The sequence below is a fragment of the Brachybacterium netajii (SeqCode) genome (assembly GCF_054114245.1).
This window is the reverse complement of the sequence record NZ_JBSYXB010000002.1, coordinates 557,117-579,271: the sequence shown is the minus strand read 5'-3', so window position 1 is coordinate 579,271 and position 22,155 is coordinate 557,117. Positions and strand designations below refer to the sequence as shown.

21 protein-coding genes and 1 pseudogene are annotated in these 22,155 nt (G+C 73.2%); 10 read left to right on the top strand and 12 right to left on the bottom strand.

Annotated features, from left to right (window positions below; all coding sequences use genetic code 11):
- Positions 1-135 precede the first annotated feature (135 nt).
- Positions 136-729, bottom strand: coding sequence for a hypothetical protein (locus tag ACXET9_RS06360; RefSeq protein ID WP_457885652.1), 594 nt, complete (start codon positions 727-729; stop codon positions 136-138).
- A 225-nt stretch (positions 730-954) separates the two neighbouring features.
- Between ACXET9_RS06360 and ACXET9_RS06355 the strand changes: the two genes are divergently transcribed.
- From ACXET9_RS06355 to mutM, 6 genes are all read left to right on the top strand, one after another.
- On the top strand, positions 955-2,898 hold the full coding sequence (locus ACXET9_RS06355; RefSeq protein ID WP_457885651.1) for an erythromycin esterase family protein: 1,944 nt from the start codon (positions 955-957) through the stop codon (positions 2,896-2,898).
- 18 nt (positions 2,899-2,916) lie between these two features.
- The gene (locus tag ACXET9_RS06350) at positions 2,917-3,294 is read left to right on the top strand and encodes a DUF3224 domain-containing protein (RefSeq protein ID WP_457885650.1); all 378 of its coding nucleotides are present in this window, start codon (positions 2,917-2,919) and stop codon (positions 3,292-3,294) included.
- Between the two features lie 107 nt (positions 3,295-3,401).
- On the top strand, positions 3,402-3,902 hold the full coding sequence (coaD, locus tag ACXET9_RS06345; RefSeq protein ID WP_457885649.1) for a pantetheine-phosphate adenylyltransferase: 501 nt from the start codon (positions 3,402-3,404) through the stop codon (positions 3,900-3,902).
- A 59-nt stretch (positions 3,903-3,961) separates the two neighbouring features.
- Positions 3,962-4,567, top strand: coding sequence for a YceD family protein (locus ACXET9_RS06340; RefSeq protein ID WP_457885648.1), 606 nt, complete (start codon positions 3,962-3,964; stop codon positions 4,565-4,567).
- Positions 4,567-5,319: a ribonuclease III gene (gene rnc, locus ACXET9_RS06335; protein WP_457885647.1), complete on the top strand. Its 753-nt coding sequence runs from the start codon at positions 4,567-4,569 to the stop codon at positions 5,317-5,319. The genes ACXET9_RS06340 and rnc overlap by 1 nt, the downstream gene beginning before the upstream one ends.
- 88 nt (positions 5,320-5,407) lie before the next feature.
- Positions 5,408-6,382, top strand: coding sequence for a bifunctional DNA-formamidopyrimidine glycosylase/DNA-(apurinic or apyrimidinic site) lyase (gene mutM / locus ACXET9_RS06330; RefSeq protein WP_457885646.1), 975 nt, complete (start codon positions 5,408-5,410; stop codon positions 6,380-6,382).
- A gap of 8 nt (positions 6,383-6,390) precedes the next feature.
- On the opposite strand, the gene ACXET9_RS06325 is transcribed toward mutM, so the two are convergent.
- Positions 6,391-7,338 (bottom strand): ketopantoate reductase family protein, encoded by a 948-nt coding sequence (locus tag ACXET9_RS06325; protein WP_457885645.1) that lies wholly within the window; start codon positions 7,336-7,338, stop codon positions 6,391-6,393.
- A 97-nt stretch (positions 7,339-7,435) separates the two neighbouring features.
- Here ACXET9_RS06325 and ACXET9_RS06320 point away from each other — a divergent pair, with 97 nt between their 5' ends.
- The gene (locus ACXET9_RS06320) at positions 7,436-7,999 is read left to right on the top strand and encodes a TetR/AcrR family transcriptional regulator (RefSeq protein ID WP_457885644.1); all 564 of its coding nucleotides are present in this window, start codon (positions 7,436-7,438) and stop codon (positions 7,997-7,999) included.
- A gap of 39 nt (positions 8,000-8,038) precedes the next feature.
- Here the strand turns inward: ACXET9_RS06320 and ACXET9_RS06315 are convergent, their stop codons facing one another.
- Positions 8,039-9,058, bottom strand: a complete 1,020-nt coding sequence (locus ACXET9_RS06315) for an Abi family protein (protein ID WP_457885643.1) — start codon at positions 9,056-9,058, stop codon at positions 8,039-8,041.
- Between the two features lie 562 nt (positions 9,059-9,620).
- Between ACXET9_RS06315 and ACXET9_RS06310 the strand changes: the two are divergent.
- Positions 9,621-9,722 (top strand): annotated as a pseudogene (locus ACXET9_RS06310) (type II toxin-antitoxin system Phd/YefM family antitoxin); the annotation flags it as partial.
- Positions 9,723-9,913: 191 nt separating this feature from the next.
- On the opposite strand, the gene ACXET9_RS06305 reads toward ACXET9_RS06310, so the two are convergent.
- Positions 9,914-10,726: an aminoglycoside N(3)-acetyltransferase gene (locus ACXET9_RS06305; protein ID WP_457885642.1), complete on the bottom strand. Its 813-nt coding sequence runs from the start codon at positions 10,724-10,726 to the stop codon at positions 9,914-9,916.
- A gap of 79 nt (positions 10,727-10,805) precedes the next feature.
- On the bottom strand, positions 10,806-11,267 hold the full coding sequence (locus ACXET9_RS06300) for a DUF6194 family protein (RefSeq protein WP_457885641.1): 462 nt from the start codon (positions 11,265-11,267) through the stop codon (positions 10,806-10,808).
- A gap of 40 nt (positions 11,268-11,307) precedes the next feature.
- On the opposite strand from ACXET9_RS06300, the gene ACXET9_RS06295 reads away from it, so the two are divergent.
- Entirely contained in the window at positions 11,308-12,147 is an 840-nt protein-coding gene (locus ACXET9_RS06295; protein WP_457885640.1) for a MerR family transcriptional regulator, read from the top strand.
- Here ACXET9_RS06295 and ACXET9_RS06290 read toward each other — a convergent pair.
- Genes ACXET9_RS06290 through ACXET9_RS06280 form a run of 3 tightly spaced genes read right to left on the bottom strand, consistent with a single transcriptional unit; the run spans position 12,107 to position 15,145 of the window.
- Positions 12,107-13,357 carry a hypothetical protein gene (locus tag ACXET9_RS06290; RefSeq protein ID WP_457885639.1) on the bottom strand — a complete coding sequence of 417 codons (1,251 nt, stop codon included), beginning with the start codon at positions 13,355-13,357 and terminating at the stop codon, positions 12,107-12,109. The two genes, ACXET9_RS06295 and ACXET9_RS06290, sit on opposite strands and share 41 nt — an antisense overlap.
- The gene (locus ACXET9_RS06285) at positions 13,354-14,361 is read right to left on the bottom strand and encodes a cytochrome c biogenesis CcdA family protein (protein ID WP_457885638.1); all 1,008 of its coding nucleotides are present in this window, start codon (positions 14,359-14,361) and stop codon (positions 13,354-13,356) included. Before ACXET9_RS06285 ends, ACXET9_RS06290 begins: the two co-directional genes overlap by 4 nt.
- Position 14,362: 1 nt before the next feature.
- Positions 14,363-15,145 carry a DsbA family protein gene (locus ACXET9_RS06280; RefSeq protein WP_457885637.1) on the bottom strand — a complete coding sequence of 261 codons (783 nt, stop codon included), beginning with the start codon at positions 15,143-15,145 and terminating at the stop codon, positions 14,363-14,365.
- Positions 15,146-15,688: 543 nt separating this feature from the next.
- Between ACXET9_RS06280 and ACXET9_RS06275 the strand changes: the two genes are divergently transcribed.
- Positions 15,689-16,276: a response regulator transcription factor gene (locus tag ACXET9_RS06275; protein WP_457885877.1), complete on the top strand. Its 588-nt coding sequence runs from the start codon at positions 15,689-15,691 to the stop codon at positions 16,274-16,276.
- Positions 16,277-16,306: 30 nt separating this feature from the next.
- Here ACXET9_RS06275 and ACXET9_RS06270 read toward each other — a convergent pair whose 3' ends face one another.
- Genes ACXET9_RS06270 through cydB form a run of 4 tightly spaced genes read right to left on the bottom strand, consistent with a single transcriptional unit; the run spans position 16,307 to position 22,150 of the window.
- The gene (locus ACXET9_RS06270; RefSeq protein ID WP_457885636.1) at positions 16,307-17,521 is read right to left on the bottom strand and encodes a sensor histidine kinase; all 1,215 of its coding nucleotides are present in this window, start codon (positions 17,519-17,521) and stop codon (positions 16,307-16,309) included.
- A 2-nt stretch (positions 17,522-17,523) separates the two neighbouring features.
- Positions 17,524-19,374: a thiol reductant ABC exporter subunit CydC gene (gene cydC / locus ACXET9_RS06265; RefSeq protein WP_457885635.1), complete on the bottom strand. Its 1,851-nt coding sequence runs from the start codon at positions 19,372-19,374 to the stop codon at positions 17,524-17,526.
- A complete protein-coding gene (cydD, locus tag ACXET9_RS06260) occupies positions 19,371-21,068 on the bottom strand; it encodes a thiol reductant ABC exporter subunit CydD (protein WP_457885634.1) in 1,698 nt (565 codons plus the stop codon). The genes cydC and cydD overlap by 4 nt, the downstream gene beginning before the upstream one ends.
- Positions 21,065-22,150, bottom strand: a complete 1,086-nt coding sequence (cydB, locus tag ACXET9_RS06255; protein ID WP_457885633.1) for a cytochrome d ubiquinol oxidase subunit II — start codon at positions 22,148-22,150, stop codon at positions 21,065-21,067. The genes cydD and cydB overlap by 4 nt, the downstream gene beginning before the upstream one ends.
- Positions 22,151-22,155: the final 5 nt, after the last annotated feature.

The window sequence follows — 22,155 nt, the reverse complement described above, 5'->3', positions numbered from 1 at the left end:
GACTCCTAAATCCGTTTCGTCGAGACCAAAACAAAGTATCCGAGGGGTCGGACTAGGGGAAGAGGGGTCTTGGTCACGATGGGCTGCGGACGGCGCTGCGCGCGGTCCGCATGCGGGGGGAACCGTCGAGCCGGGTCAGCCGCGGAAGGTCCAGCCGGGGTCCGGCGGGTCGTAGAGAGTGCGGAGGGGGACGATGTCCGACGCGATCGTGAGCGTCGGCACGGTCACGGGGTCTCCGCTGCTTCCGGGGCTGACGACGACCGTGATGTTCCCGGTCGGCGTGTGCCAGCGCCCGGCGGGCCAGACCTCCCGGTTGCTGAAGGTGACGGCGTGCGCATCGTCGTCCAGCGCGACGTCCCAGTTGTATCCAGCGGTGCCGACGTCCTGCGCCCCGTACTCCGAGACGACGTCGTCCGGTGAGACATGGACCGTGAAGCGCACGGACCCGACGGGGATGTCCTCGGCGTCCTCGCCGAGTCGCACCGTGATGACCATCGCCAGAAGTTGGGCGCGGAAGTCGACGTTGCCGGTGCCCTGCCAGCCCGAGCTGCCCTGAGGCTCGAGGACCGGATCCGTCGGTTCCGACGGGCTCGCCGCGATCGCCGGCGCGGCGACCGCGATCGTCGCGACGGGGGCGGCCCAGGCGGCGGTGCGCAGCAGCGAGCGCCGGCTGGGCAGAGCATGGCCTGATGGGCGAGTGGCGTGGGATGGATCGGCCGACGCCGACATGGGCGCTCCTCAGGGCTTCATCGAATGTTTGGCTTTAAATTACCTACGGGTCACCCGACGGGGGTGGGCCCTGCGTCCCGGGCGGCGGTCAAGACGCGGCGACGCGGCAGGTGAGGAGCGTCCGGCACGGCAGGCGTGATGCTGCTCTCGGGCGTCGCATCGGGTGGTCGGCGTCGCATTCCGGGCGCTGCGCCGGTGGAGAGGGGTGCTCGATAGGGTCGTCGGGTGAGCTCGCCGACGCCCCCGATGCTTCCGCCCCCTCCGACGTCGCTCGCTCCGACCGACCTCTCCGAGCACGGGAAGGTGGTCGAGGCCTACGGTCGCCGTGCGGAGGAGTACCACGCGCTGCTGGGCGATATCGCCGGGGCCGCCGGGGCCGACATCCAGCGCGTCACCGCCTGGGCGAAGGCGGTCGATGGTCCGATACTCGACCTCGGCTGCGGCCCCGGCCGCTGGACCGCGCACCTCGCCGACCGCGGTCACGACGTGCTCGGCGTCGATCCGACGCCCGAGTTCCTCACCATCGCCCGTCGGACCCACCCGGGCGTCCCCTTCGCCGCCGGGTCCATCGAGAACCCGGGCGTCCCGGACTTCAGCCACGGGGGAGTGCTCGCCTGGTACTCGCTGATCCACCTCGAGCCCGCCGCGGTGCCGGACGCCCTCCGCGCGATCCGGCGCACTCTCCGCCGCGGTGGCCGACTCCTGCTCGGCCTCTTCGACGGGCCCGACGGCGAGGCCTTCGAGCATCAGGTCATCGCCGCTGTCACCTGGTCCGTCGATGGCATGACCCGCCTGCTCGAGGACGCCGGCTTCACCGTCGTCGCGAGCGAGCGCCGCACCGACGACGGCGCGCGGCCGCACCTCGCGATCGAGGCGATCGCCGCGACCGCGTCGGAATCGGAGATCGAGGCCCTGCTCGCCATGCTCCCGCCCGACGGCGTCCTCGCTCTCGGGGAGCCCACCCACGGCAGCGGCAACGCCTTCACCTGGAAGATGGACGTGATCCTCGCGCTCGCCGAGCGAGGAGTCCTCTCGACATTCGCCATCGAGGACTCCCGCGCCGTCGGCCTCCTCGTCGACCGTGCTCTGCGGGCCGACGCTATGGAGGGAGAGGATCCGTCGGCCGATCGCGCCGCGCTCGACGATGCCTGGGCCCAGGGCCTGTCCCTGTGGAACGTGCCGGAGATCCGCGAGGGCATCCACCGCCTGCGCGCGCACAACCGCCCCGTCGCGCCCGAACGGCGAGTCCGCATGGTCGGCGTCGACGTGCAGAAGCCGCACCTCGCCGCCCGGGCCCTCCTCGACGCCGGACACGGCACGGCCCTCCTCGCCGACCTCGCCGAGCGCAGGCTGCCGCAGGGGGAGGCCGTCGCCCGCCTCGAGCAGGAGTGCGCGCGCCTCGAGGAGGTCGCGACCGCCGCCGGGGACGAGGACTCCGCCGGACACGCCCGTCATCTCCTGCGGTACGTCGACGCCTACCTCTCGGCGCCCGGACTGGCGAACCTCCCTCGCCGCGACACCTCCATGGCCCAGCACCTCATCGAGCAGCTTCCCGCCCGCGGGCTCACCGTGCTGTGGGCGCACAACGAGCACGTCGCCCGCAACGAGGACAACCACGGCGGCCCCGCCATGGGCCATGTGCTCGCCCGCGCCCTCGGCGACCGGTACGTCCCCATCGGGATGCTCTGCGGGCCCGGCACGGCGAACGCCGTGGACCCCTCCGCCCAGGACGAGGAGTACCGGGCGGTTCCCCTGCCGCCGATCCCCGCCGACAGCACCGAGGCGCTGCTCGCGCGCCGAGGCGAGGGCCTGCACCCGACGGCGGACCTCCCGCACCCGGGCCCGCGACGGTTCATCGGATGGCTCATCGACAGCTCGCTCGTCGAGGACTCGCCCGGGGACGCCGGTTCGAAGGCCGGCGATCCCTCCGGGGTCGGCGAGCTCTCCGACGAAGCCGCCGCGGTCTTCCTCGTCCGCCGGCCGGCGTCGGACTTCGCGGCGATCCGCTTCCACGCCCGCAGCGTCGCCGCGGGGACGCCGCCCCCGCGGCGGCACCGGAGCATCGCGCCGTCCGCCCCGGCCCCGGACCTGACCTCGGAGCCGGGGCGCAAGGACCTGCGCGATACTGTCCCGCGACTATCGGGCTCGGCCTCGCGCGAGCCTCGCTGATCCGATCGAGGAGCCCCTGTGACCATCACCGCCGCCTTCACCGTCTCCATGACGCCCGCCGAGTCCGTCCAGGCCGGGACCGCCCGCTTCCTGCTGGCCAAGACCTGGACCGGGGGCATCGTGGGGACGAGCGCCGGGACGATGCTGACCGCCGGCGATCCGGCGACCGGCAGCGCCGGGTACGTGGCGATGGAGCACCTCGACGTCGAGATCGACGGGCGGCGCGGCACCCTCGTGCTCCAGCAGTTCGGCGCCATGGCCGACGGCGAGCCCGATCTGACCTACGCCATCGCCCCGGGTTCCGGCACGGGTGACCTGGCCGGCGTCACCGGGACCGTCACGATCGTGAGGATCGACGACGCCGGCGTCCACCACGTCGAGGTCGACCTCTCTTGACGGCCGCGCGGGCGCCTGCGTCCCCGGCCGGGCCCGCCGGGCCGACGCGCGTCACAGCCCGCCCCGCGGAGCGCGCGGGCGCCGGATCGCCGCACTACAGTGACGGCATGAGCACCGTCGTCCTGCCCGGCTCGTTCGATCCCTTCACCCTCGGCCATCTCGACCTCGCCCGTCGGGCCGCGGCGCTCGCCGACACCGTGATCATCGCGGTCTCCCACAACCCCTCCAAGGTCGGCCTCCTCGGTCTCGAGGCGCGGCAGGAGGCGATCGTCCGGGCGACCGCCAAGGCGGGGCTGAGCGCGCAGATCCAGGTGCGCGCGCTGCCGAAGGGCCTGCTCGTCGACTTCTGCCGCGAGGTCGGGGCCCGCGCCGTCGTCCGCGGACTGCGCTCCCAGCTCGACCTCGCCTACGAGGAGCCGATGGCGCGGATGAACCAGCACCTCGCCGGCGTCGACACCCTCTTCCTCCTGACCGACGCCTCCTTCTCCCACATCTCCTCGAGCCTCGTGCGCGAGGTCCGCGCGCTCGGCGGGGACGTGTCCGACATGCTTCCCGCGGCGTCGCTCGCGCTCCTGGCGGAGCAGGCGGCGGCACCCGACGTATCCTGAGCGGTCCCCGCCCCCGCGGCCCCGCGCTCACCCCTTCCGACGAACAGGAACACTCCACGATGTCCACGGTCTCCGACACCCCCTTCGGCACAGCGCTGCGCTTCGACGCCGTCGACCTCGTCGGCCGCACCGGCACCCACCGGCACGTCGAGCGCACGATCCCCGCCCCCGCCTACGACGCGCTGGGCCCGGCCATGCAGGTCCCCGAGGGCGAGGAGCTCGACCTCGATCTCGAGCTCGAATCGGTCGTCGAGGGCATCTACGCCCACGGCATCCTCCGCGCCCACCTCGAGGGCGAGTGCTCGCGCTGCCTCGACGCCGTCGAGCAGGACCTCGACGTGCGCATCGGCGAGCTCTTCATGTACCCCGAGAAGGTCAAGGCCGACGAGCGCGAGGACACCGCGATGCTCGACGGCGACGACGTCGACCTCGCCCCGATCGTCCACGACGCCCTCGCCGTCGAGTCCGACGAGCGGCCCCTGTGCCGCCCCGACTGCCCCGGCCTGTGCCCGCAGTGCGGCTTCCGCATGGAGGACGACCCCGACCACCGCCACGACGTGATCGACGACCGCTTCGCCGCGCTCCAGGGTCTCTTCGGCACCGAGGCGGGCACCGACACCTCCCGCGAGGACACCGCCGAGGAGCGCGCGGAGGGCGACCGCTGATGGCGCGCCGGCGCAAGGCGGCGGAGGCCGCCGACCCCCGCACGCTGCTGGACCTCCTCCCGCTCGACGCCGCCCAGCAGGAGGACCTCCTGGACTCGGGACTGCTGGACCTGGCGCTCACGCACCGCTCCTACGCCTACGAGCACGATGGCCTCCCGCACAACGAGCGCCTCGAGTTCCTCGGCGACGCGGTCCTGCAGCTGGCCATCACCGAGCGGCTCTACACGACGCATCCGACGCTCCCGGAGGGCGACCTCGCACGCCGACGGGCAGGCACCGTCAGCTCCCGCGCGCTCGCCGTGATCGCCTCCCGGCTCGACCTCGGGGCCTATGTGAAGCTCGGCCGCGGCGAGGACCTCACGGGCGGACGCCACAAGGTCTCGATCCTCGCGGACACCACCGAGGCCGTCATCGGCTCGGTGCACCTGGCCCTCGGCCAGGACGTGTCGCGCCGCTTCGTGCTCGAGCTGATGGCGCCGCTGCTGGACTCCGACGAGTTCCTCGAGACCAGCTACGACTTCAAGTCGCGCCTGCAGGAGATCGCCGCGGAGACCGGGCAGACCGTCCGCTACGAGATCAGCGAGGCCGGCGCCGAGCACCGCAAGGTGTTCTCCGCGACCGCGAGCGTCGAGGGCGTCGTCACCGCCTCCGGCGACGGGGCCTCGAAGAAGGACGCCGAGCTCGCCGCCGCGCAGAACGCCGTCCGCGCTCTCCTCGCCGAGCGCGGCGAGAGCCTCATCCCGCGCGGCTGAGGCTCCCCGCCCCGCTCGGCGGAGACTCTCCGCCCCGCGACCCCGCGCGTCCGACCCGTCGGACGCATCGACCAGGAGGATCCCGCCCGTGCCCGAGCTGCCCGAGGTCGAGGTGGTGCGGCGCGGCCTCGAGCCGCACGTCGTCGGCCGCATCGTCGAGCACGTCGACGTCGCCGACGCCCGCATCATCCGCCGCCAGCACGGCGGGACGGACCGCCTGCGCGCGGCCGTCGAGGGATCGCGCATCACCGCCGTCGTCCGCCGCGGGAAGTTCCTGTGGTGGCGCCTTGCCGATGCCGACGGCGCCGACACCGGCGAAGCGCTCATGGGGCACCTCGGCATGAGCGGGCAGCTGCGCGTGCGGACGACGGAACAGGCGGACGCCGACGCGCCGGCGCAGGCTGCCGCGCCCTCGGAAGGACCCGCGTCGGATCCCCTCCGGCATCGCCGCCTCACCCTCCATCTGGACGACGGCACGATCGTCGACATGCTCGACCAGCGGATCTTCGGAGGCCTCTGGACGAGCCCGCTCGAACCGTCCGCCGACGGGCGCAGCGCCGGCGCCGGCAGTCCCGACGCGCTGCTCCCCGCCGACGCCCGCGGCATCGCCCGCGACCTCCTGGACCCGGCGGCCGACCTGCCGGAGATCGCGCGGAGGATCCGCTCCCGCCGCGCCCCGATCAAGTCGCTGATCCTCGACCAGGGGGTCGTCTCCGGCATCGGCAACATCTACGCCGACGAGGGGCTGTGGGCCGCCCGCCTCCGCTTCGACACCCCCGGTGAGGCGCTCAGCCAGCGCAAGGCCCTCCAGCTGCTGCGGGAGACCGGCGCCGTGATGGAGCGCGCCCTCGCCGTCGGCGGCACCAGCTTCGACGCCCTCTACGTCAACGTCGACGGACGCAGCGGCTACTTCGCCCGCTCGCTCAGCGCCTACGGCCGCGAGGGCGAGCCCTGCCCGCGCTGCGGCACCGTGATGCGCCGCGAGGCGTTCATGGGCCGTTCGAGCCACTTCTGCCCGCGCTGTCAGCGGAGGTCGAGAACGAGCAGCGGCGTGGCGCGCTGACAGCTGAGTCAGGCGCTCGGGCCGCGCACGAACCCCGAGGCGGCGGCCGCCAGCCGTGGGGTGGGCACGCCGAGGCGCTGCGCTTCGGCGAGGACGTCGCGGTACACGGCCCGAGGCTCTTCCGCGGCGGGGTCGTCGTGTGTCTCGAAGGCGCGCCGCACGAAGGGGATCCTCGAGGTCGCCAGGGCGAAGGCCCCCGCGACGAGCCGCGACGGCAGTCGGAACGCCAGCGTCGACGACGGATGGCGGCGCAGATCGACGCCGCGTGCCGCGATGACCGGGAGCAGCTCGCGGCCGACCAGCATGGCCTCGCGCAGGGCCGCGGAGCGGCCGATCAGGTCGGCCATCGTCCCGTGCTGCAGCGCCTGGGAGTACAGGCTCGCGTCGGTGGCGGTGTGGAGGAAGTACCAGCCGCGGATGTCCGGCTGCTCGCGCACCCGGAAGCCCGCCTGGCTGAACACCTCGCGCACCGCGAGCTCGCGATCCGTCCGGCTCGCGCCGAGATGTCCGAGGACGACGGTGGACAGCAGCGTCGCCCGAAGCCGTCCGTCCTGGTCGAACCCTCCGCCCGCGGGCGGGATTCCCCAGACCACCTGCTCAGGCGGCAGCGGGGCGATCGCATCGAGCGGTTCGTCCCACATGTTGCTCAGCATCACGAGCGTCGCATCGCCCAGGCGCGTCGAGAGGACGTCGACCGCGCCCGGGATGCTGTGGTGGGGGAGGCTCACCACGATGAGGTCGAAGCCGTGCTCCCCGGGAAGATCCTCGCGGTATCGGGGCGACCACGTCTCCCGCACCTGCTGATCACGTCGCCGCCGGCGGGTGTCGACGATGTCGAGGGCGAGCTCGTCGCCGTACGAGGCGGCGCGTCCCGGGCGGACGTAGAACTCGACGTCGTGCCCTGCGCCGGCGAGGGCCCATCCGGTGACCGAGGCGATGACCCCGCGTCCGAACATCAGTATCCGCATTCGACCTCGCTGCGCTAGTCTGACTGGAGGCGGTCTCCGCTTGCAAGATATGGAGACTCTCTCCGCTTGTCAATCCGAGGTGACCATGACGCAGGCCAAGCCCCTTCGCGCCGACGCGCAGCGCAACCGCGACGCGATCGTGCGCGCCGCCCGCGAGATCTTCTCCGAGGAGCAGGACGAGGTGCCGTTCGAGGACGTCGCCCGCCGCGCCGGCGTGGGCGCGGGCACCCTCTACCGTCACTTCCCGAACCGCGACGCGCTGCTGGCCGCCGTGTTCGAGGGAGAGGTCGCAGCACTGCGCGACCGCGCGCGTCAGCTCGTGGCAGCCCTGTCGCCGGGCGATGCTCTGGCCGCGTTCCTCCGCGAGATGGTCGACCACATGTACTCCCAGCGCGGTCTCGCGCGAACGCTCTTCGCGGCGTCCGAGACCGTGGGCGGGGCACTCTCCGACGAGGGGCGGGTGCTCGAGGACGAGGTCGCCGAGATGCTGAGCCGCGGCGTCGAGCAGGGGCAGCTCCGAGGTGACGTCCCCGCGGGCGCGGTGATGCTCGCCCTCCATGGCATCGCGGTGGCGGCCGTCCGCTCCCAGCGGCGTCAGGAGGCCGACGGCGTCGTCGCGCTCATGATCGACGGGCTGCGGCGGGACTGACGGACTGCTTCTGTCCACGTTGCCAGCGCAGGACGTGCGTTATGACTCTGTGGGCATCCGACGTTGCTCTGAGGACTGGGCTCGCACGCCGTGAGCGCGCCAGAACTCGTCCTGCGCCCAGTCTGCAGGGAATCCCATGCCGGCGAGGTTCATCGCAGGGCGCGCACTGACGAGCTCGTGGAGTCGCACAGCCCAGGAGCTTCTCGGTGAGACGATGCCGAGGATCGACTGCAAGGAGACGAGCGCGGGGTAGAGCCGCTTGAGCGATCGGTCGGGCAACGCGTCCGGCGAGCTCAGCCAGAGAATGGAGCGTGACGTCGGGATCACCGGGTACACGCCGAGGCCGACATTCCAGAGCCGACCATGATGCGCGCAGATGTTCCGAACGCGGACGTAGGTCTGCAACCAGGACTCCAGCACCGGGGTTGTGAGGCCGAGCCTCTCTGCGACTGCGGTCTGATCGGCGCGTCGCTTGAGGTTCCGGTAGGCACTGGCCAGCTGGCCGATGGACAGCGTCTCGACCATGAGCCATGACGGCGGCAGCTCCGGGCTTCCGTACGTGGTCAGGTAGTGCTCGAGCGCGGATCGGTGGATCACGGCTGTCGCGGCGACGCTGTCGTCGCTCTCTGGCCTCGGTCCAGAGGCGTCCGCAGGCTCGGCGACAGCTCGGAGGCGGCTCTCCGATGCATCCCTGACGATCCTCAGCAGGCCGGTGTGCTTTCGCTGATCGTGGAAGTGCTGCGGGCTGGTGTACCAGAACGGGTCGTCGTAAGTCGTGGACATATGGTCTGTGAGGGCTGCGCGCACTGCTACTTCCACCCGCTCCAGCGCATCCATCACGAGCAGCCGCAGCGCGCGGTCGAAGACGTAGAGGTCGAGTACATCGTCGAACGACGTGCCTTCGCGAAGCAGGTGATCCGGGCGGCTCTTCTGGAAGGGGATCGTGTAGGGCGAGAGGCGGTAGTACCCGATGTGGCGCAGGTAGCGGACCGCACGGTCGCGGTCGACGATCACCATTCCGCGCTCAGCGAGCCGGTCGACAAGGTCTTCGAGCGACATGGGCGGCTTGTCGTAGCGGAGCGTCCCGCGCGGGCGGGGCACGCGGGGCGGTCGGGTCATCCGGTCGTCGTCTCCGGCTCTGGGTAGAGAAAATCCCCCAAGTGCGCTTCTTCGAGAGGCGTGGGGGATGTAGTGCTCTGAGGTTACCACGCGGATCCGACGTCGTCGGCTACGTCAGTCGGTCCCGTGAGGCGCGGTCTCTGCGACGAGAGCGGTGAGCCACTCGATGAGAAGCTGGGTCTGGGTGCGGGCGAGCACCTCGGGTCGGGCCGCGGCGTTCTCCCGATCGGCCGCGACCGGCTCGCACGGCGCGGTGGTCGTCCCGGTGATCGCGGAGATCGTGCCCTCCCTGCCATCGTGGGATGCCGCAGGGTCGGGCTGCGCCAGGAAGCTCCGGCGCAGCGGCTGCTTCGCACGCTCCCTCAGCGCCTACGGCCGGGAGCGCGAGCCGTGCCGCGGGAGCGCCTCGGCGCGTGCACGACGGGGGAGGCCTGACCGTCCCGAGCATCATTCAGACGTACCGTGAATAGTTGCGACTCCTGCGATCGGAGGAGGCGCCGTCATGTCCATCAGCGTCAGCAGGACCAGTAAGACCCTGTTCCTGCTCATCGAGCGCATCGACGAGGACCGCGACGCGGTGGAGATCGCCTCCCGCAACGGCGATGCGGTGCTGATGCCGGCCGACGAATACGCGGCGTGGCAGGAGACTGCCTCCCTGATCCGATCCTGTTCCGATCGCCGGCCACCGCCCGTCGGCTGCTCGACGCGGACGAGCGCACGACCGCAGGCAGGACCGAGGCGCACGATCTCGATCGCGCTGACGATGCGACCGAAGGCCGCTGAGAGACGGCTCGTCTACCTCGACGACGGCGAAGACCGGTTCGCGCTGAACCATCCGGCTGCGAAATCGACCAGCTCGCGCGCCGGCAGCAGCTGCGCCGCTGCGTCGCCCACACTTCCCGTGCTGACCAGCCCCGTCTCCGCAGCGAACGCGTCGGCGACCGCGACGAAGTCGCTGTCGTCGACGTCGAGCTCCTCGAAGCCCACCCACTCGCGCCGTCCGTCGACGAGCATGGCGACGCCGTTGGCGAGGCCTCGCTTGCCCGGGTAGGAGGCGCGGTGCTCGGCGAGATGCAGCACGGTCGCCTTCGCCGCGGTGACGCCGAGCAGCAGTACCTGGGCATCGAGAGCGACGAGCGCGCCGAGCGGGGAGTCTTCGCCGGCGGGGGAGTCCAGCGGATGCCGCGCCGTGATCCGCTGCGCGTGAGGGCCGGCGGCCGTGATGGACCGGTGCGGGTGCCCGCTGCGGAGCGTCCCCGGGAGGGTGCGGAACAGCTCGGCGACCGCTCCCATGGCCTGGCTGGGCGTCGTGGCGGGATCGTAGAGGGGCAGGCTCTCGCGGATCATCGGCCACCATGATTCCGGCGCGTCCTGCAGCACCGCGGGATCGCACAGCTGCCAGGACTGGGCCGGCATCACGAGCGTCCCCTCGGGGCCGACCGCATCGCGGAGCGCGTCCAGCACCGTCTGCGCCCCGCCGACGACCCACCCCAGGGAGCTCAGCGAGGTGTGCACCATCGCGGCCGCGCCGGGACGGAGCCCGAGCGCGTGGAGATCAGCGGTGAGCCGCTCCCGCGTGACGGGGCCGGGAGCAGGGTGCTTGGACATGGGGCCTCGTCTCCGGTGCGCGAGCGGATCGTGCGGCGGACGGTCCGCGGCGCACGACGTCAGCGTAATGGCGGCGGCATCATCCTCGCCGCTGCACCCGCTGCCGCTCCTCGGCATAGGCGAGATCGAGGGCCTCGCGCACCCGGCTCTCCATCCGAGCCCCGGGCAGGACCACGCAGATCCAGCCGTAGGCGCCGTAGACCGGGTGGGGGAGCAGGACGTCCGACGCGGCGAAGTCCGCGGCGGATGCGTCGATCTCCTCGGGCGCATAACCGAGGAGATCCAGGAAGGCCGCCCGTCCGACGTGGATGTTCACCCTCCAGCGTCCCTCGGCGGAGAGGCGGGACAGGGAGTCCTCCGGGTAGTCCTTCGTGGTGATCGTGGCGAAGGGCTGGCGCGTGCGCGGCACCTGCCCGTCGGGGGCGACATAGAGGAAGCGGTCGCCCCAGGAGATCGGAGGATGCTCGCTCCCGGGAGTCGGCGCGATCTCGAGGAGGTCGTCGTGGCGGCGGACGTCTGACAGGATCTGGGTGATCGACATGCTTCGAGTGTGACCTTGAAGTGCTTATGGAGGGTTGGGCATGGAACGCGCGCATCGAGAACGCCCAGAACGCCCAGAACGCCCAGAACGCTCAGAGCGCCCTGAGCCCGGAGCGGCGGGCGGGCGATGGTCGACGGGCGGCCTCGCCGCGCTCTCCGGCTGCTCGGTGCAGCAGGTCCGGGATCTCGAGCGCCTCGGCGTCATCCCGCCGGCCATCAGGCGCACGAACGGGTACCGCGAGTTCGGCGACGCCCATGTGATCGCCCTCCGCGCCTACCGCGCGCTCGCCCTCGCGATCGGGCCGCGCTCCGCGCGCTCGACGATGCGGGAGATGCGGGAGATGGACTACGACGAGGCCGTCGCCCGAGCCGTCGCCCTGCACGTCGACCTCGCGCGAGCGCGGGAGGAGGCCCTCGCCGCGCTGCGAGCACTCGACGCCATCGTCGAGGAGAGCCTCCAGGAGGTCCCGGCCACGCCGGGCGACGCGATGACGATCACCGAGCTCTCCTCCGCCCTCGGCGTGCGATCCTCCGCGCTCCGCTTCTGGGAGCAGGAGGGGCTCCTCCGTGCGGAGCGGAGCGGGAGCACCGGGGCACGGCGCTATCCGCCGGAGGCGGTCCGGGAAGCCCGGATCGTCGTGGCCCTGCGTGCGGGCGGCTATCGGATCCCCGACCTGCGCACCGTCATGGCGTCCCTGCGCGAGCTCGGCGACGAGGCCGATGCCCGGGCGGTCCTCCGCGATCGCCTGCATAGCATCGCCGTCCGCGCCGACGCCCTCCTGAGGGCGGGCACGGACCTCAGCGACCTGCTCCGATCGCGGGCGCCCGACGACGAGAGCGTCAGCCCCGCGTCCCGTACGACTCGTCGAGGACGGTCGTGACCAGGCAACGGCGGGTCCCGGCGAGGACCACGACCGCGGTGTCCGCGGTGAAGAGCTCGGGCACCGCCAGCGGCGCCGTGCTGTCGACGTCATAGGGCTGGACCATCAGTCCGCGCCCCGTGTCCAGCACGACGAGGGTCCCCTCGTCCTCCCGCACCGCATAGGCGAGGCGCTCGCCGGCGCTGAGCAGGGTGAGGCGCTCCTCGTCCTCATGGCGCCACTGCTCGACGCCATCGGCGTCGAGGCCCCGGATCGTGCTCCCGGCGGCGATCACGGTGATGTCGAGCATGCGCTCCTGCGCGACCGCCTCGGCGCCGACGGCGATCTCGGCGCCGTCGCGCAGGTCGATCACGATGCCCGTCGCGTCCGCAGACTCCGCGGTGCTCGTGCCGGAGACGACCGCGTACGGCGTGACGGCGTCGATCGGGCCGACGACGTGCATGCTCGCCGCATCCAGAGCGACGGTCAGGTCGTGCGTCCACAGGCTCGTCCCGTCGGCCGCCGACGCGATCAGACGGCGGCCGTCGCTGCGCAGGATCGTCCCGAGATGCTCGGCGAGGATCCGTGCGTCGGATCCATCGTCCTCGGCGGCGGCCACCGATCCGTCGGCCCCGGAGTGGGCCGTGCGCGGACCGCCGGCGCCCATCGGCTCGGCGGAGGGCTCGGCGAGGACGAGGCCGGGCGCGACCTGGGGGCCGGGCGCGGCGACGGGTCCCCAGAGCCGGTCGGCGGTGCGCAGGTCGTAGCCGGTGAGGGTCATCGCACCGAGAGCGTCCTCGGCGGGGGCGAGATCCGCGAGGACCGCGACCGGTCGGTCGTCGGCCCCGCGGGTCAGCGCGAAGCCGGTGCAGCTGAGCGGGCGATCCGCCTCCCAGAGGATCGTGCCGTCCTGGTCGACGACGAGGAAGAGCAGACGGTCGTCCTGCTCGCGGAAGCCGGCGAGGATCCCGTCCAGCTGCTGCGGCGCGGCGGTCCAGCCGGGGTCGACGACGATCATCGGCGTCAGCTCGAGAGGCAGGAGGAGCTCCTCGGGGCCGACGAGCCCGGCGAGCTCGCCGCGGGTCCTCGGCGTCGGGTCCTCCACCCGGGCCGCGGGGGAGCCGGCCGCGGCGCCGTCCGATCCTGCCTCCGCGTCCGTCCCGGTGCGGCAGGCGGCGAGCAGGGCGAGGAGCGGAGGGGCGGCGAGGAGCGCACGCCGGCGGACGCTCATGAACGCCCCTTCCGGCCGGGCAGCAGGTCCTGCTGGAGGATGAGGATCCGGTCCTGGTCCCGGCTCTGGCCCTGGCCCGATCCCGAGGGCTCGGACGGCGGCGTCCCGTCGCTCGCAGCGGCCGCCCCGTCCGGGACCGGCTCCTGCGCGGAGCCGCTCGCAGGAGCCTGGCGCCGTCGTCGGTCGCCCGCCCACCAGATCGCGAGGGCCAGGGCGCCGAGCGCGACCACGACGAGGATCTGGATGCGCGGATCGGACAGCGCGGCGCCGCCGGCCTGCCAGCGGGCGAGAGTGCTGGTGGGGATGAGCGAGGGCATCGTCACCAGGCCGTTCGTCATCCAGAACAGGATCCCGAGCGCGATGATCAGCAGGCCGGTGGCGACAGTGGTCGTGTGCAGCGGCCGGCCGAGCACGGTGAAGCCCCGTCCCCGCAGGCGGGAGCGGGTGCGATCCCCGAGCCGATCCCAGACGGCGGCGAGGAGCATCAGCGGGACCACCATCCCCGCCCCGTAGACGGCCAGCAGGATGCCGGCGCCGACGATGCTCCCGCGGCCCATGGCCAGCGTCAGCACGGCGCCGAGGATCGGGCCCGCGCAGACGCCCGCCACACCGCCGACGGCGCCGAGCAGCAGCGTGCGGCCGTAGCCGCCGGCCGCTCCGCCCTCCGCGGAGGCCCGCTGGAGCCGGGAGAACCCCGGCAGCGCCCGGCTCAGGTCCATGCCGAGACCGAGGGCGTGGGCCGCGCCGAGCACGACGAGCACGATCGAGGTGCCGGCCACGAGGGCCGAGCGGTGGCTCACCAGGAGGGACCCCAGCGCCCCGGCGCCGAGGCCGAGCGGGAGCAGGGTCACCAGCAGCCCCAGGTAGAACAGGAGCGCATGGACGGCGAGTCCGGCGCGGGCTGTGACGGTCGAGGCGAAGAAGCCCGGCAGCAGGAGCGCCCCGCAGGGGCTGAGCAGGGCGAGGGCGCCGCCGAGGAAGGCGGTGAGCAGACCGATCTCCATCTCAGCCCTCCTCGGCGAGGGCCTCGTCGACCAGTGCGGTGAAGACCTCGGTGGGCTGCGCCCCGACCATGGGCCGCCCGTCGACGATGAAGGCCGGCGTCGACATGGCGCCGAGGTCGATGCCCTGCTGGGCGTTCTCACCGATGGTCTGGGCGACCTCCGCCGATGCCATGTCCTCGGCGAATCGGTCCGTGTCCAGGCCGAGCTCGCCGGCGAGGGAGATCAGGGCCTCCTCGCTGAGCTCGTCGCCCGAGCGATGCGTCCCGCCCTCGACGAGACGCGCCTGGTACTCCTCATGGGCTCCCTGCATCGCCGCGGCGAGCGCGGCCCGGGCGGCGCGCTCCGAGTCCTCCCCGAAGATGTTGACCTCGCGCCACTCGATGCGCAGCTCTCCGCGGTCGACGTACTCGCGCAGGACCGGAGCGGTCTCGGCGGTCCACTGCGCGCAGTACGGGCACTGGTAGTCGCTGAAGACCACGATCGTCACGGGAGCGTCGACGGGCCCCTCCGCGAGGAGGTCGTCGGGGTCCCGGGACTCCTCGCTGCTGAGATCCGGCTGGGCCAGCTCCGAGGGGCCGACGACGACGGCGCCCGGCTCGGTCGCGGAGGCGACGGGCTCGCCTTGGCGGGAGCTGTCGGATCCGCCGGTCGTCGCGTTCACGCCGAGCACGCCGGCGACGAGGGCGACGGTGCTGGCGACGATGATCAGCGGGGTCCTCCAGCGCGGCGGCGGGGCATCCTCCGGGCGCGGGTTCTCTCGGGACGACGGGCCGGCAGGGGACAACGGGGACTCCTCGGGGACGGGAGGCTCGCGTCGTCGCCGGACGACGGAGCCGGGATCGGTGCGATCGCGCCGGCGGAGGGCGGCGAACGCGCAGATCCACCGTAGATGCTGCCGACGAGCGCGGGCAGGTGCGGGAGGTGAATGCGCCCATAGCCGCGGTGAATGGGGCGGGGTCGGACAGTCGGGCGTCGGGATGCTCCGGCAGCGGCGCATCGTCGTGCTGGTCTGTGAGCGGGGGCATCGATGATCCGCGCTGTAATGGGCAGCATCGTCAGAAGAAGCCGATGTACGGAGGACGGCGTGATCACGCCGTCGTGCCTGCGGTCCGCAGGGCCCTCGGGAGCACCTCCGGCCGGCGGGGATCCCCATGGTCATGCGGGCGATCCGCGCCTCCGGGTGCGATAGGTTGGGTCGGTGCCGTCCAGCAGGGGCGGAGTGAGCGAAGACTGCTCCGGATCCGGGCGCCTGTCCCTGCGGCGTCGCACGGAGCTGCGAGGAAGGATGCCTGTGTCTGCGAGCGAAGAGCCCACCCCGATCCGCGTGATGCTGGTGGACGACCACGAGGTCGTCCGGCGCGGGATCGTGACCGTCATCGATGCGAGCCCGAAGCTCAGCGTCATCGGCGAGGCATCCTCCGTGGCCGAGGCGAACCGTCGCCTGCCGGCGATCCGCCCCGAGGTGCTCGTGGTCGACCTTCAGCTGCCCGATGGCACCGGCATCGACGTGATGCGCAAGGCCCGAGAACTGGATCCCGAGCAGAAGATGCTGGTGCTGACCAGCTTCGACGACGATGCTGCGCTGCGGGAGTCCCGCGCCGCCGGCGCCGCGGGCCTGATGCTGAAGTCCGCGCGCTCGCGCGAGATCGTCGATGCGATCGTCGCGATCCACGAGGGCGGGCACATGTGGCCCGCCGGCCAGGGCGACGACGAGCCGGATCTCTCCGACACCGACCGCCGGATCGTCGACCTCATCGGCGACGGCCACTCCAACCGCGAGATCGCCGAGGCCCTCGGCATCGCGGAGAAGACGGTCAAGAACCGCGTCACCGTCATCCTGCAGACCCTCGGCATGCAGCGCCGCACCCAGGTCGCGGCCATGGTCGCCGCACGCCGCCGCGCCGGCTGGAAGTGACGCCGCCGGGACGGTCCGCGCACTCGGCGCTCACTGCGGCGGCAGGGTCACCCGCCAGGAGATCATCGTCCCCGGCTCGAGGTTGATCGCATCGACCCAGCCGGAGTGCCGGCGGGCGCGCGAGGACATGTTCGCCAGTCCGCTGCGTCGGCGGACCGACGGGTCGATGCCCTTGCCGTTGTCCGAGACGTTCACCTGCACCACGCGGTCCACGCCCTCGGAGAACATGCTGACCGAGGCGGCGACGGCGCTCGCATGCGCATGCCGGGCGGCATTGGCGAGGCATTCGCGGACCACCGCGACGACGTCCTCGGCGATCTCGGGCGGCAGATCCCGGTCGAGCTCGGGCGCGCTGGGGGAGAGCCGCAGGGTCGGGACGAATCCCAGGCCGGAGGTCGCGAGCCCCACCTCGTGACGGAGCCGCTCGCTGAGCGTCGCCTCGCTGCGCTCGCGGCGCAGCGACTGGACGATCTCGCGAATCTGCGCGACCGCGTTCTCGACCCCCTGCACGGAGCTCGCGACGGTGCTGCGGATGCGGGCGTTCGTCGGCGGCTCCCCGGTGCTCGAGAGCGCCTGCGTGAGCCCCTCGAGCCCCATGCCCACGGCGAAGAGCTCCTGGATCGCGAGGTCGTGGAGATCGCGGGCGATGCGGCTGCGCTCGTCGTCGACCTCGCTCGCGGAGCCGAGGTCCGGCATCCGAAGCGCCAGGCCGACGACGCCCGCGAGCGCATCCAGGCGTTCGCGGTCCGTCTCCGTGAAGGGGCCCGGATCGGCGGACCCGGCCTCTTCCGCCACGCCGCGGCAGCGGAGCGCGACCAGCAGCCCCATGCCGTCGCCGGCGTCGACGATGCTGATGAGCGCCTCCGCGGGCGGGAGGGCGGAGCCGGAGGTCCCGCCGACGGGGGTCCCGTCGCCGGAGTCGAGGATCGCGAGGTCCCCGCGGCTCTCCAGGGCGTCGACATCGCTCGCGAGGAGCGCGGCGCCGACGGCGGAGTAGGGCGCGACCTCCTGGCCGAGGAGATCGCGGGCATCGGCCCCCTCGACGATCTCCACCCCCCAGCCCTCGTCCCCGCCCAGCGGCATGATCAGCAGCGCCGAGCGGGCGGCGAGATCGTGGCGGGCCGTGCGCAGCAGCAGGTCGAGCAGCTCATCGGTGTCGGCGCCGGCGAGGACGGCGCCGACGAGGTCCTGGATGCGGGATCGTCCGCGGCGGACGCGGGCGGGGGCCGAGGCGGCGGCGCTCATGTTCATCGCTCCTGGGGCGGCTGGAGTCGGGGGATGCCGACCTCGTCGATCCGCAGCACTCTCGTGCCGGAGGGGATCGCCTCGGTCCGGTGCGTGACCACGACCACGGTGGTCGAGCTCGGCACCAGCCTCTCATCCGTCGGGTCCAGCAGGGAGAGCAGAAGGTCATCCCCGCTGGCGAGGTCCAGATGCTCGGTCGGCTCGTCGAGCAGGAGCACGGGGCCGCGACGGATCACGGCCCGGGCCAGGAGCAGGCGCCTGCGCTCTCCGCCGGAGACGGTCGTCCCGTCGGGTCCGAGCATCGTGTCCAGTCCCTGCGGGAGCGTGGAGAGCCAGTCGCCGAGGCCGACCGCCCTCAGCGCCCGGAGGATCTCCTGATCGTCCAGGCCCCCGCGCACGACCTTGAGGTTCTCCCGGATCGTGGTCGCGAAGACGTGCGCGTCCTCGGCGAACAGGGTGACCCGTCGGCGGACCTCCGTCTCGGGCATCCCGGAGATGTCGGCGCCATCGAGCTCGACGCATCCTCCGAGCGGCGAGAGCAGCCCCGCGAGCGTCGCCAGCAGCGTCGACTTCCCGATCCCGGAGGCGCCGACGACCGCCAGGCGCGCGCCCGGCGGCAGGTCCAGGTCGAGTCCGTGCACCCGCACGGCCTCCGGCGACCAGCCGGCATCGAGGGCCCGGGCGCGCAGATGCGGGGTCGCGACGACGGAGGCCGACGACGCCTCGTCCGCCGCGCCCGTCGCGCCCGTCGTGTCGGTCGTGTCCGTGGCGTGCGTCGGGCCGATGGCGTCGGCGGCGGTCTCCCCGGAGCCGCGCAGCGGGGTGCCGGGGCCGACGGCCGCGTCGAGGCGCAGGGCCGCGGCCCGGGTGCGGGCGCGCTGAGCGGCGGCCGCGGGCAGCGCGTTCGCGGCCTCGAAGGAGGACAGCGGCAGCAGCAGGAGGATGCCGATCTGCCCGGCGGAGGCGCCGCCCGCGGTCCAGGCCGCGCCCGCCGCCAGCAGCGAGCCGAGGACCGCCACCAGCATCGCCGCCGGGACCGCCGCCGAGGCGATCGCCCCGGGCAGCGCGGCCCGGTCGATCGCCTCGTCGTGCGCGCGCTGGTCCGCGGCGAGGCGCTCGAGGGCCGGCTCGAGCCGGCCGTCCAGGCGTAGCGCGGTCGCGTCGTCGAGGATCTCGAGCGTCGAGGCGGTCAGCCCGCCGCGAGCGGTCACCACGGCCTCCTCGCGCAGGGTCGCCGCGCGGTGCGCGGCCGTTGGCGCGATGATGCTCGCGAGCACCAGCGCCAGCAGCATGGCGCCCGCGGCCGCCGGGGAGATCGGGGCGATCGTCGCGAGCACGACGACCGCCATGACGACGGACACCAGGGCCGGGACGACCGCCGTGATGACGTGATCGCCGAGCTCCTGGGCGTCGTCCCCGAGCCGCGCCAGCAGATCGCCGCGCCGCAGCCGGGTCAGGCCGTCGCCGGTGCGCGCGGCGAGCGCAGTGAACAGGTTCGTGCGCAGCCGCACCACGCCCCGCAGGGCGACGTCGTGCGCGATCATCCGGTCGAGCCAGCGCAGCACGCCGCGGGAGACGCCGAGGGCGCGCACCGCGACGACGGCGACGGTCAGGTCCAGCACCGGTGGCATCGTCCAGGCGCGCGTGACGAGATAGGCGGCGACGGCGGCGAGAGCGAAGGCCGCGGCGAGCGTCGCGGCGGCCGAGAGCACCGCGGCGAGCAGGCGGGACCGAGGGATCTCGAGGGCGCCCTCGGTGCGCCGCAGGGCACGCCGGGCGTCCGCGGGAGCAGTGCGCGCCGTGGACGTCTCGGACACCTCGGGGGCGGAGGGGCGGAGGGTGCGGGCGCTCATCGGGTGCTCCGGTGGATCTCGACCGCGTCGTCGGCCGCGTCGACGAGCCGCGAGCGGTGGGCGATGACGAGGACGCTGCGGCCCTGGGCGCGCAGGCGGGCGATCAGGTCGAGGACGATCTGCTCGGTGCCCCCGTCGAGATGCGCGGTGGGCTCGTCGAGCACGACGACCGGCGCATCGGCGAGGAGCGCGCGGGCCAGGGACAGCCGCTGGCGCTCCCCGAGGGAGAGTCCGCGTCCGGCGCGGCCGAGGTCCGCGTCCCAGCCGCGCTCGGCGATCACGGGGGAGAGGCCGGCGGCCTCGGCGGCGGCGTCCAGGGCGGCCTCGTCGGCGCCGGGGCGGGCGGCGGCGAGGACCTCGCGGATCGTGCCCGGCGGCAGGACGGGACGCTGCGGGAGATGGACGATCTGGTCCCAGAGGCTGCGTCGGCGCAGATCCCGGATGTCGTGGACGGTGCCGTCGGCGGCGATCACCTCCGCGCGGCCCGCATCGGGCGGGAGCAGCCCCAGCAGCACCTGGATGGCGGTGGTCTTGCCGGAGCCGGAGGCTCCCGTCACGGCGAGGACGCGGCCGGGCCGCAGCTCGAGCTCCGCCCGATCGGGGGCGAGGCCGTCGCGGGAGCGGACCGAGACCCCGCGCAGCGCGAGCCTCGAGGTGCGGAGGTCGGGGGCCTCGACGGTCCCGTCGGCCGCAGCCTCCTCGTCGAGGACGGCGAAGGCGCCGGTGACGGCCGCGAGGCCGTCGGTCGAGGCGTGGTACTGGGCGCCGACGTTCCGCAGCGGCAGGTAGACCTCGGGGGCGAGGACGAGCACCGCGAGCGCCGGGGCGAGCTCCATCTCGCCGTAGACCAGGCGCATGCCGATGCTGACGGCGACGAGGGCGACGCAGAGCGTGGCCAGCAGCTCGAGCACCATCGAGGACAGGAAGGCGTAGCGCAGGGAGCCCATCGCCGAGGCCCGATGCCGGTCGCCGAGGGCGCGGACCATGCGCTCGGGACCCTTCTCGCGGCCGAGGGCGCGCAGCGTGGGCAGCCCGTCGACGAGGTCCAGCAGCTGCGCCCACAGCACGCGCATGTCGGCGATCAGGCGCTCGGAGCGGCCGGCGGTGAGCTTCCCGACGAGGATCATGAAGATCGGGATCAGCGGCAGGGTGAGCGCGGCGATCAGCGCGCTGATCGGGTCGAGCACGGCGATCGTGATCAGGCACAGCGGGGTGACGGTCGCGGTCAGCAGCAGCTGCGGGACGTAGCCGACGAGATAGGGGCGCAGCTTCTCCAGGCCGGTGGTGGCCAGCGCCGTCACGTCGGCCCCGCGCCCGGCGGCGCCGCGCGGCCCGAGCGCGGCCGCATGCGCGACGACCCGCCGGCGCAGATCGGCGATCGCGGCGGTCGCCGCCCGGTGCGCGGTGCGCTGCTCGGCCAGCACCGCGAGGGCCCGCAGGCCGAGCGCGAGCACCAGCACGATCAGCAGCGTCGGGGCCGACGACGGCAGCTCCCGCTCGACCAGCAGGCCCGACCCCAGCGCCGCGAGCGCGAGCGCCGTCGCGATCACGCAGGCGGCCTGGACGAGCCCGAGGCCCGCGGTCCGCGCCACATGGCCGCGGGCCGCGCGGACCTCCCGCACGAGCCGCGGATCCAGCGGGGCGCGGCTCGCGCGGGCGGGAGCGGCAGCGGCAGCGGAGGCGGCGGACGTCATTCCTGCTCGAACGCCCGACGGTAGCCGCGGCGCGCCCGGTCCAGGAGGTCGGCGCCGGGGGCGGGCGTGCCGGCGTCGTCGGCGATGCGGTGGCGGAAGACCCGGTAGGTCCACAGCGTGTAGGCGATGACGATGGGCGTGAAGATCGCCGTCGCCACGAGCATCACCCGCAGCGTGTACGGGGTGGAGGAGGCGTTGGCGACGGTGAGCGAGAGCGCGGCGTCGTTCGCGGCGGGCAGGACGTAGGGGAAGAGCCCGCCGAACAGGGTCACCACCGCTGCGGCGATCGCGGTCGCGGTCGCGGTGAAGGCGAGGGCCTCCCGGCGCATCCGGTTCAGCGGCACCACGGCGATCAGCGCGAGGGCGGCGACGGCCAGGGGGATCCAGGTCCAGGCCTGGTGGGAGTGCGCGAGCTGGAACCACAGCAGGTAGGCGGCGCCGGCGACGATCGTCGGCCAGACGAGGACGCCCGCGAGGCGGTTCGACTCCTCCCGCAGCGGCCCCTCCGTCTTGAGCGTCAGGTAGAGGGTCCCGTGCAGCCAGAACAGCAGCACGAACACGAGGCCGCCGAGCAGCGCGAAGGGGGTCAGCAGACCGAGCAGCGAGGTGGTCACCCACCGGTTCGCATCGATGCCGACGCCCGCCACGATGTTCGAGAAGGCCACGCCCCACAGCAGCGCCGGCGCGAAGCCGCCGATCACGTGGACGACGTCCCAGCTGCGCCGCCAGCGCTCGGAGTCGACCTTGTCGCGCCACTTGAAGGCGCACACGCGGACGATCAGCACCAGCAGCAGCGCCAGCAGGGCGAGGTAGAAGCCGGAGAACAGCGTCGCGTACCACTCGGGGAAGGCCGCGAACATGAGCGCCCCGCCGGTGATCAGCCAGACCTCGTTGCCGTCCCAGACCGGGCCGATCGTGGAGAGGATCGTGCCGCGGCGCTCGGAGCCGCCCCGCCAGCGGGCGGCGAGGTTCATCTGCACCCCGAAGTCGAATCCCTCGAGCACGAAGTAGCCGAGGAAGAAGAAGGCGATGATCGCGAACCAGAGGCTCTGCAGCCCCGTCGGATCGAGCATGGCGTCCATAGTCG

Bases quoted from the DNA above. Each gene is read 5' to 3' on its own strand.
- ACXET9_RS06320 (WP_457885644.1), top strand. From the start codon at position 7,436: ATGACGCAGGCCAAGCCCCTTCGCGCCGACGCGCAGCGCAACCGCGAC.
- ACXET9_RS06315 (WP_457885643.1), bottom strand. From the start codon at position 9,058: ATGTCGCTCGAAGACCTTGTCGACCGGCTCGCTGAGCGCGGAATGGTG.
- cydB (WP_457885633.1), bottom strand. From the start codon at position 22,150: ATGGACGCCATGCTCGATCCGACGGGGCTGCAGAGCCTCTGGTTCGCG.
- ACXET9_RS06360 (WP_457885652.1), bottom strand. From the start codon at position 729: ATGTCGGCGTCGGCCGATCCATCCCACGCCACTCGCCCATCAGGCCAT.
- ACXET9_RS06325 (WP_457885645.1), bottom strand. From the start codon at position 7,338: ATGTTCGGACGCGGGGTCATCGCCTCGGTCACCGGATGGGCCCTCGCC.
- ACXET9_RS06340 (WP_457885648.1), top strand. From the start codon at position 3,962: ATGTCCACGGTCTCCGACACCCCCTTCGGCACAGCGCTGCGCTTCGAC.
- ACXET9_RS06290 (WP_457885639.1), bottom strand. From the start codon at position 13,357: ATGAGCGTCCGCCGGCGTGCGCTCCTCGCCGCCCCTCCGCTCCTCGCC.
- ACXET9_RS06300 (WP_457885641.1), bottom strand. From the start codon at position 11,267: ATGTCGATCACCCAGATCCTGTCAGACGTCCGCCGCCACGACGACCTC.
- ACXET9_RS06275 (WP_457885877.1), top strand. From the start codon at position 15,689: ATGCTGGTGGACGACCACGAGGTCGTCCGGCGCGGGATCGTGACCGTC.
- ACXET9_RS06270 (WP_457885636.1), bottom strand. From the start codon at position 17,521: ATGAGCGCCGCCGCCTCGGCCCCCGCCCGCGTCCGCCGCGGACGATCC.
- ACXET9_RS06305 (WP_457885642.1), bottom strand. From the start codon at position 10,726: ATGTCCAAGCACCCTGCTCCCGGCCCCGTCACGCGGGAGCGGCTCACC.
- coaD (WP_457885649.1), top strand. From the start codon at position 3,402: ATGAGCACCGTCGTCCTGCCCGGCTCGTTCGATCCCTTCACCCTCGGC.
- ACXET9_RS06295 (WP_457885640.1), top strand. From the start codon at position 11,308: ATGGAACGCGCGCATCGAGAACGCCCAGAACGCCCAGAACGCCCAGAA.
- rnc (WP_457885647.1), top strand. From the start codon at position 4,567: ATGGCGCGCCGGCGCAAGGCGGCGGAGGCCGCCGACCCCCGCACGCTG.
- cydD (WP_457885634.1), bottom strand. From the start codon at position 21,068: ATGACGTCCGCCGCCTCCGCTGCCGCTGCCGCTCCCGCCCGCGCGAGC.
- ACXET9_RS06285 (WP_457885638.1), bottom strand. From the start codon at position 14,361: ATGGAGATCGGTCTGCTCACCGCCTTCCTCGGCGGCGCCCTCGCCCTG.
- cydC (WP_457885635.1), bottom strand. From the start codon at position 19,374: ATGAGCGCCCGCACCCTCCGCCCCTCCGCCCCCGAGGTGTCCGAGACG.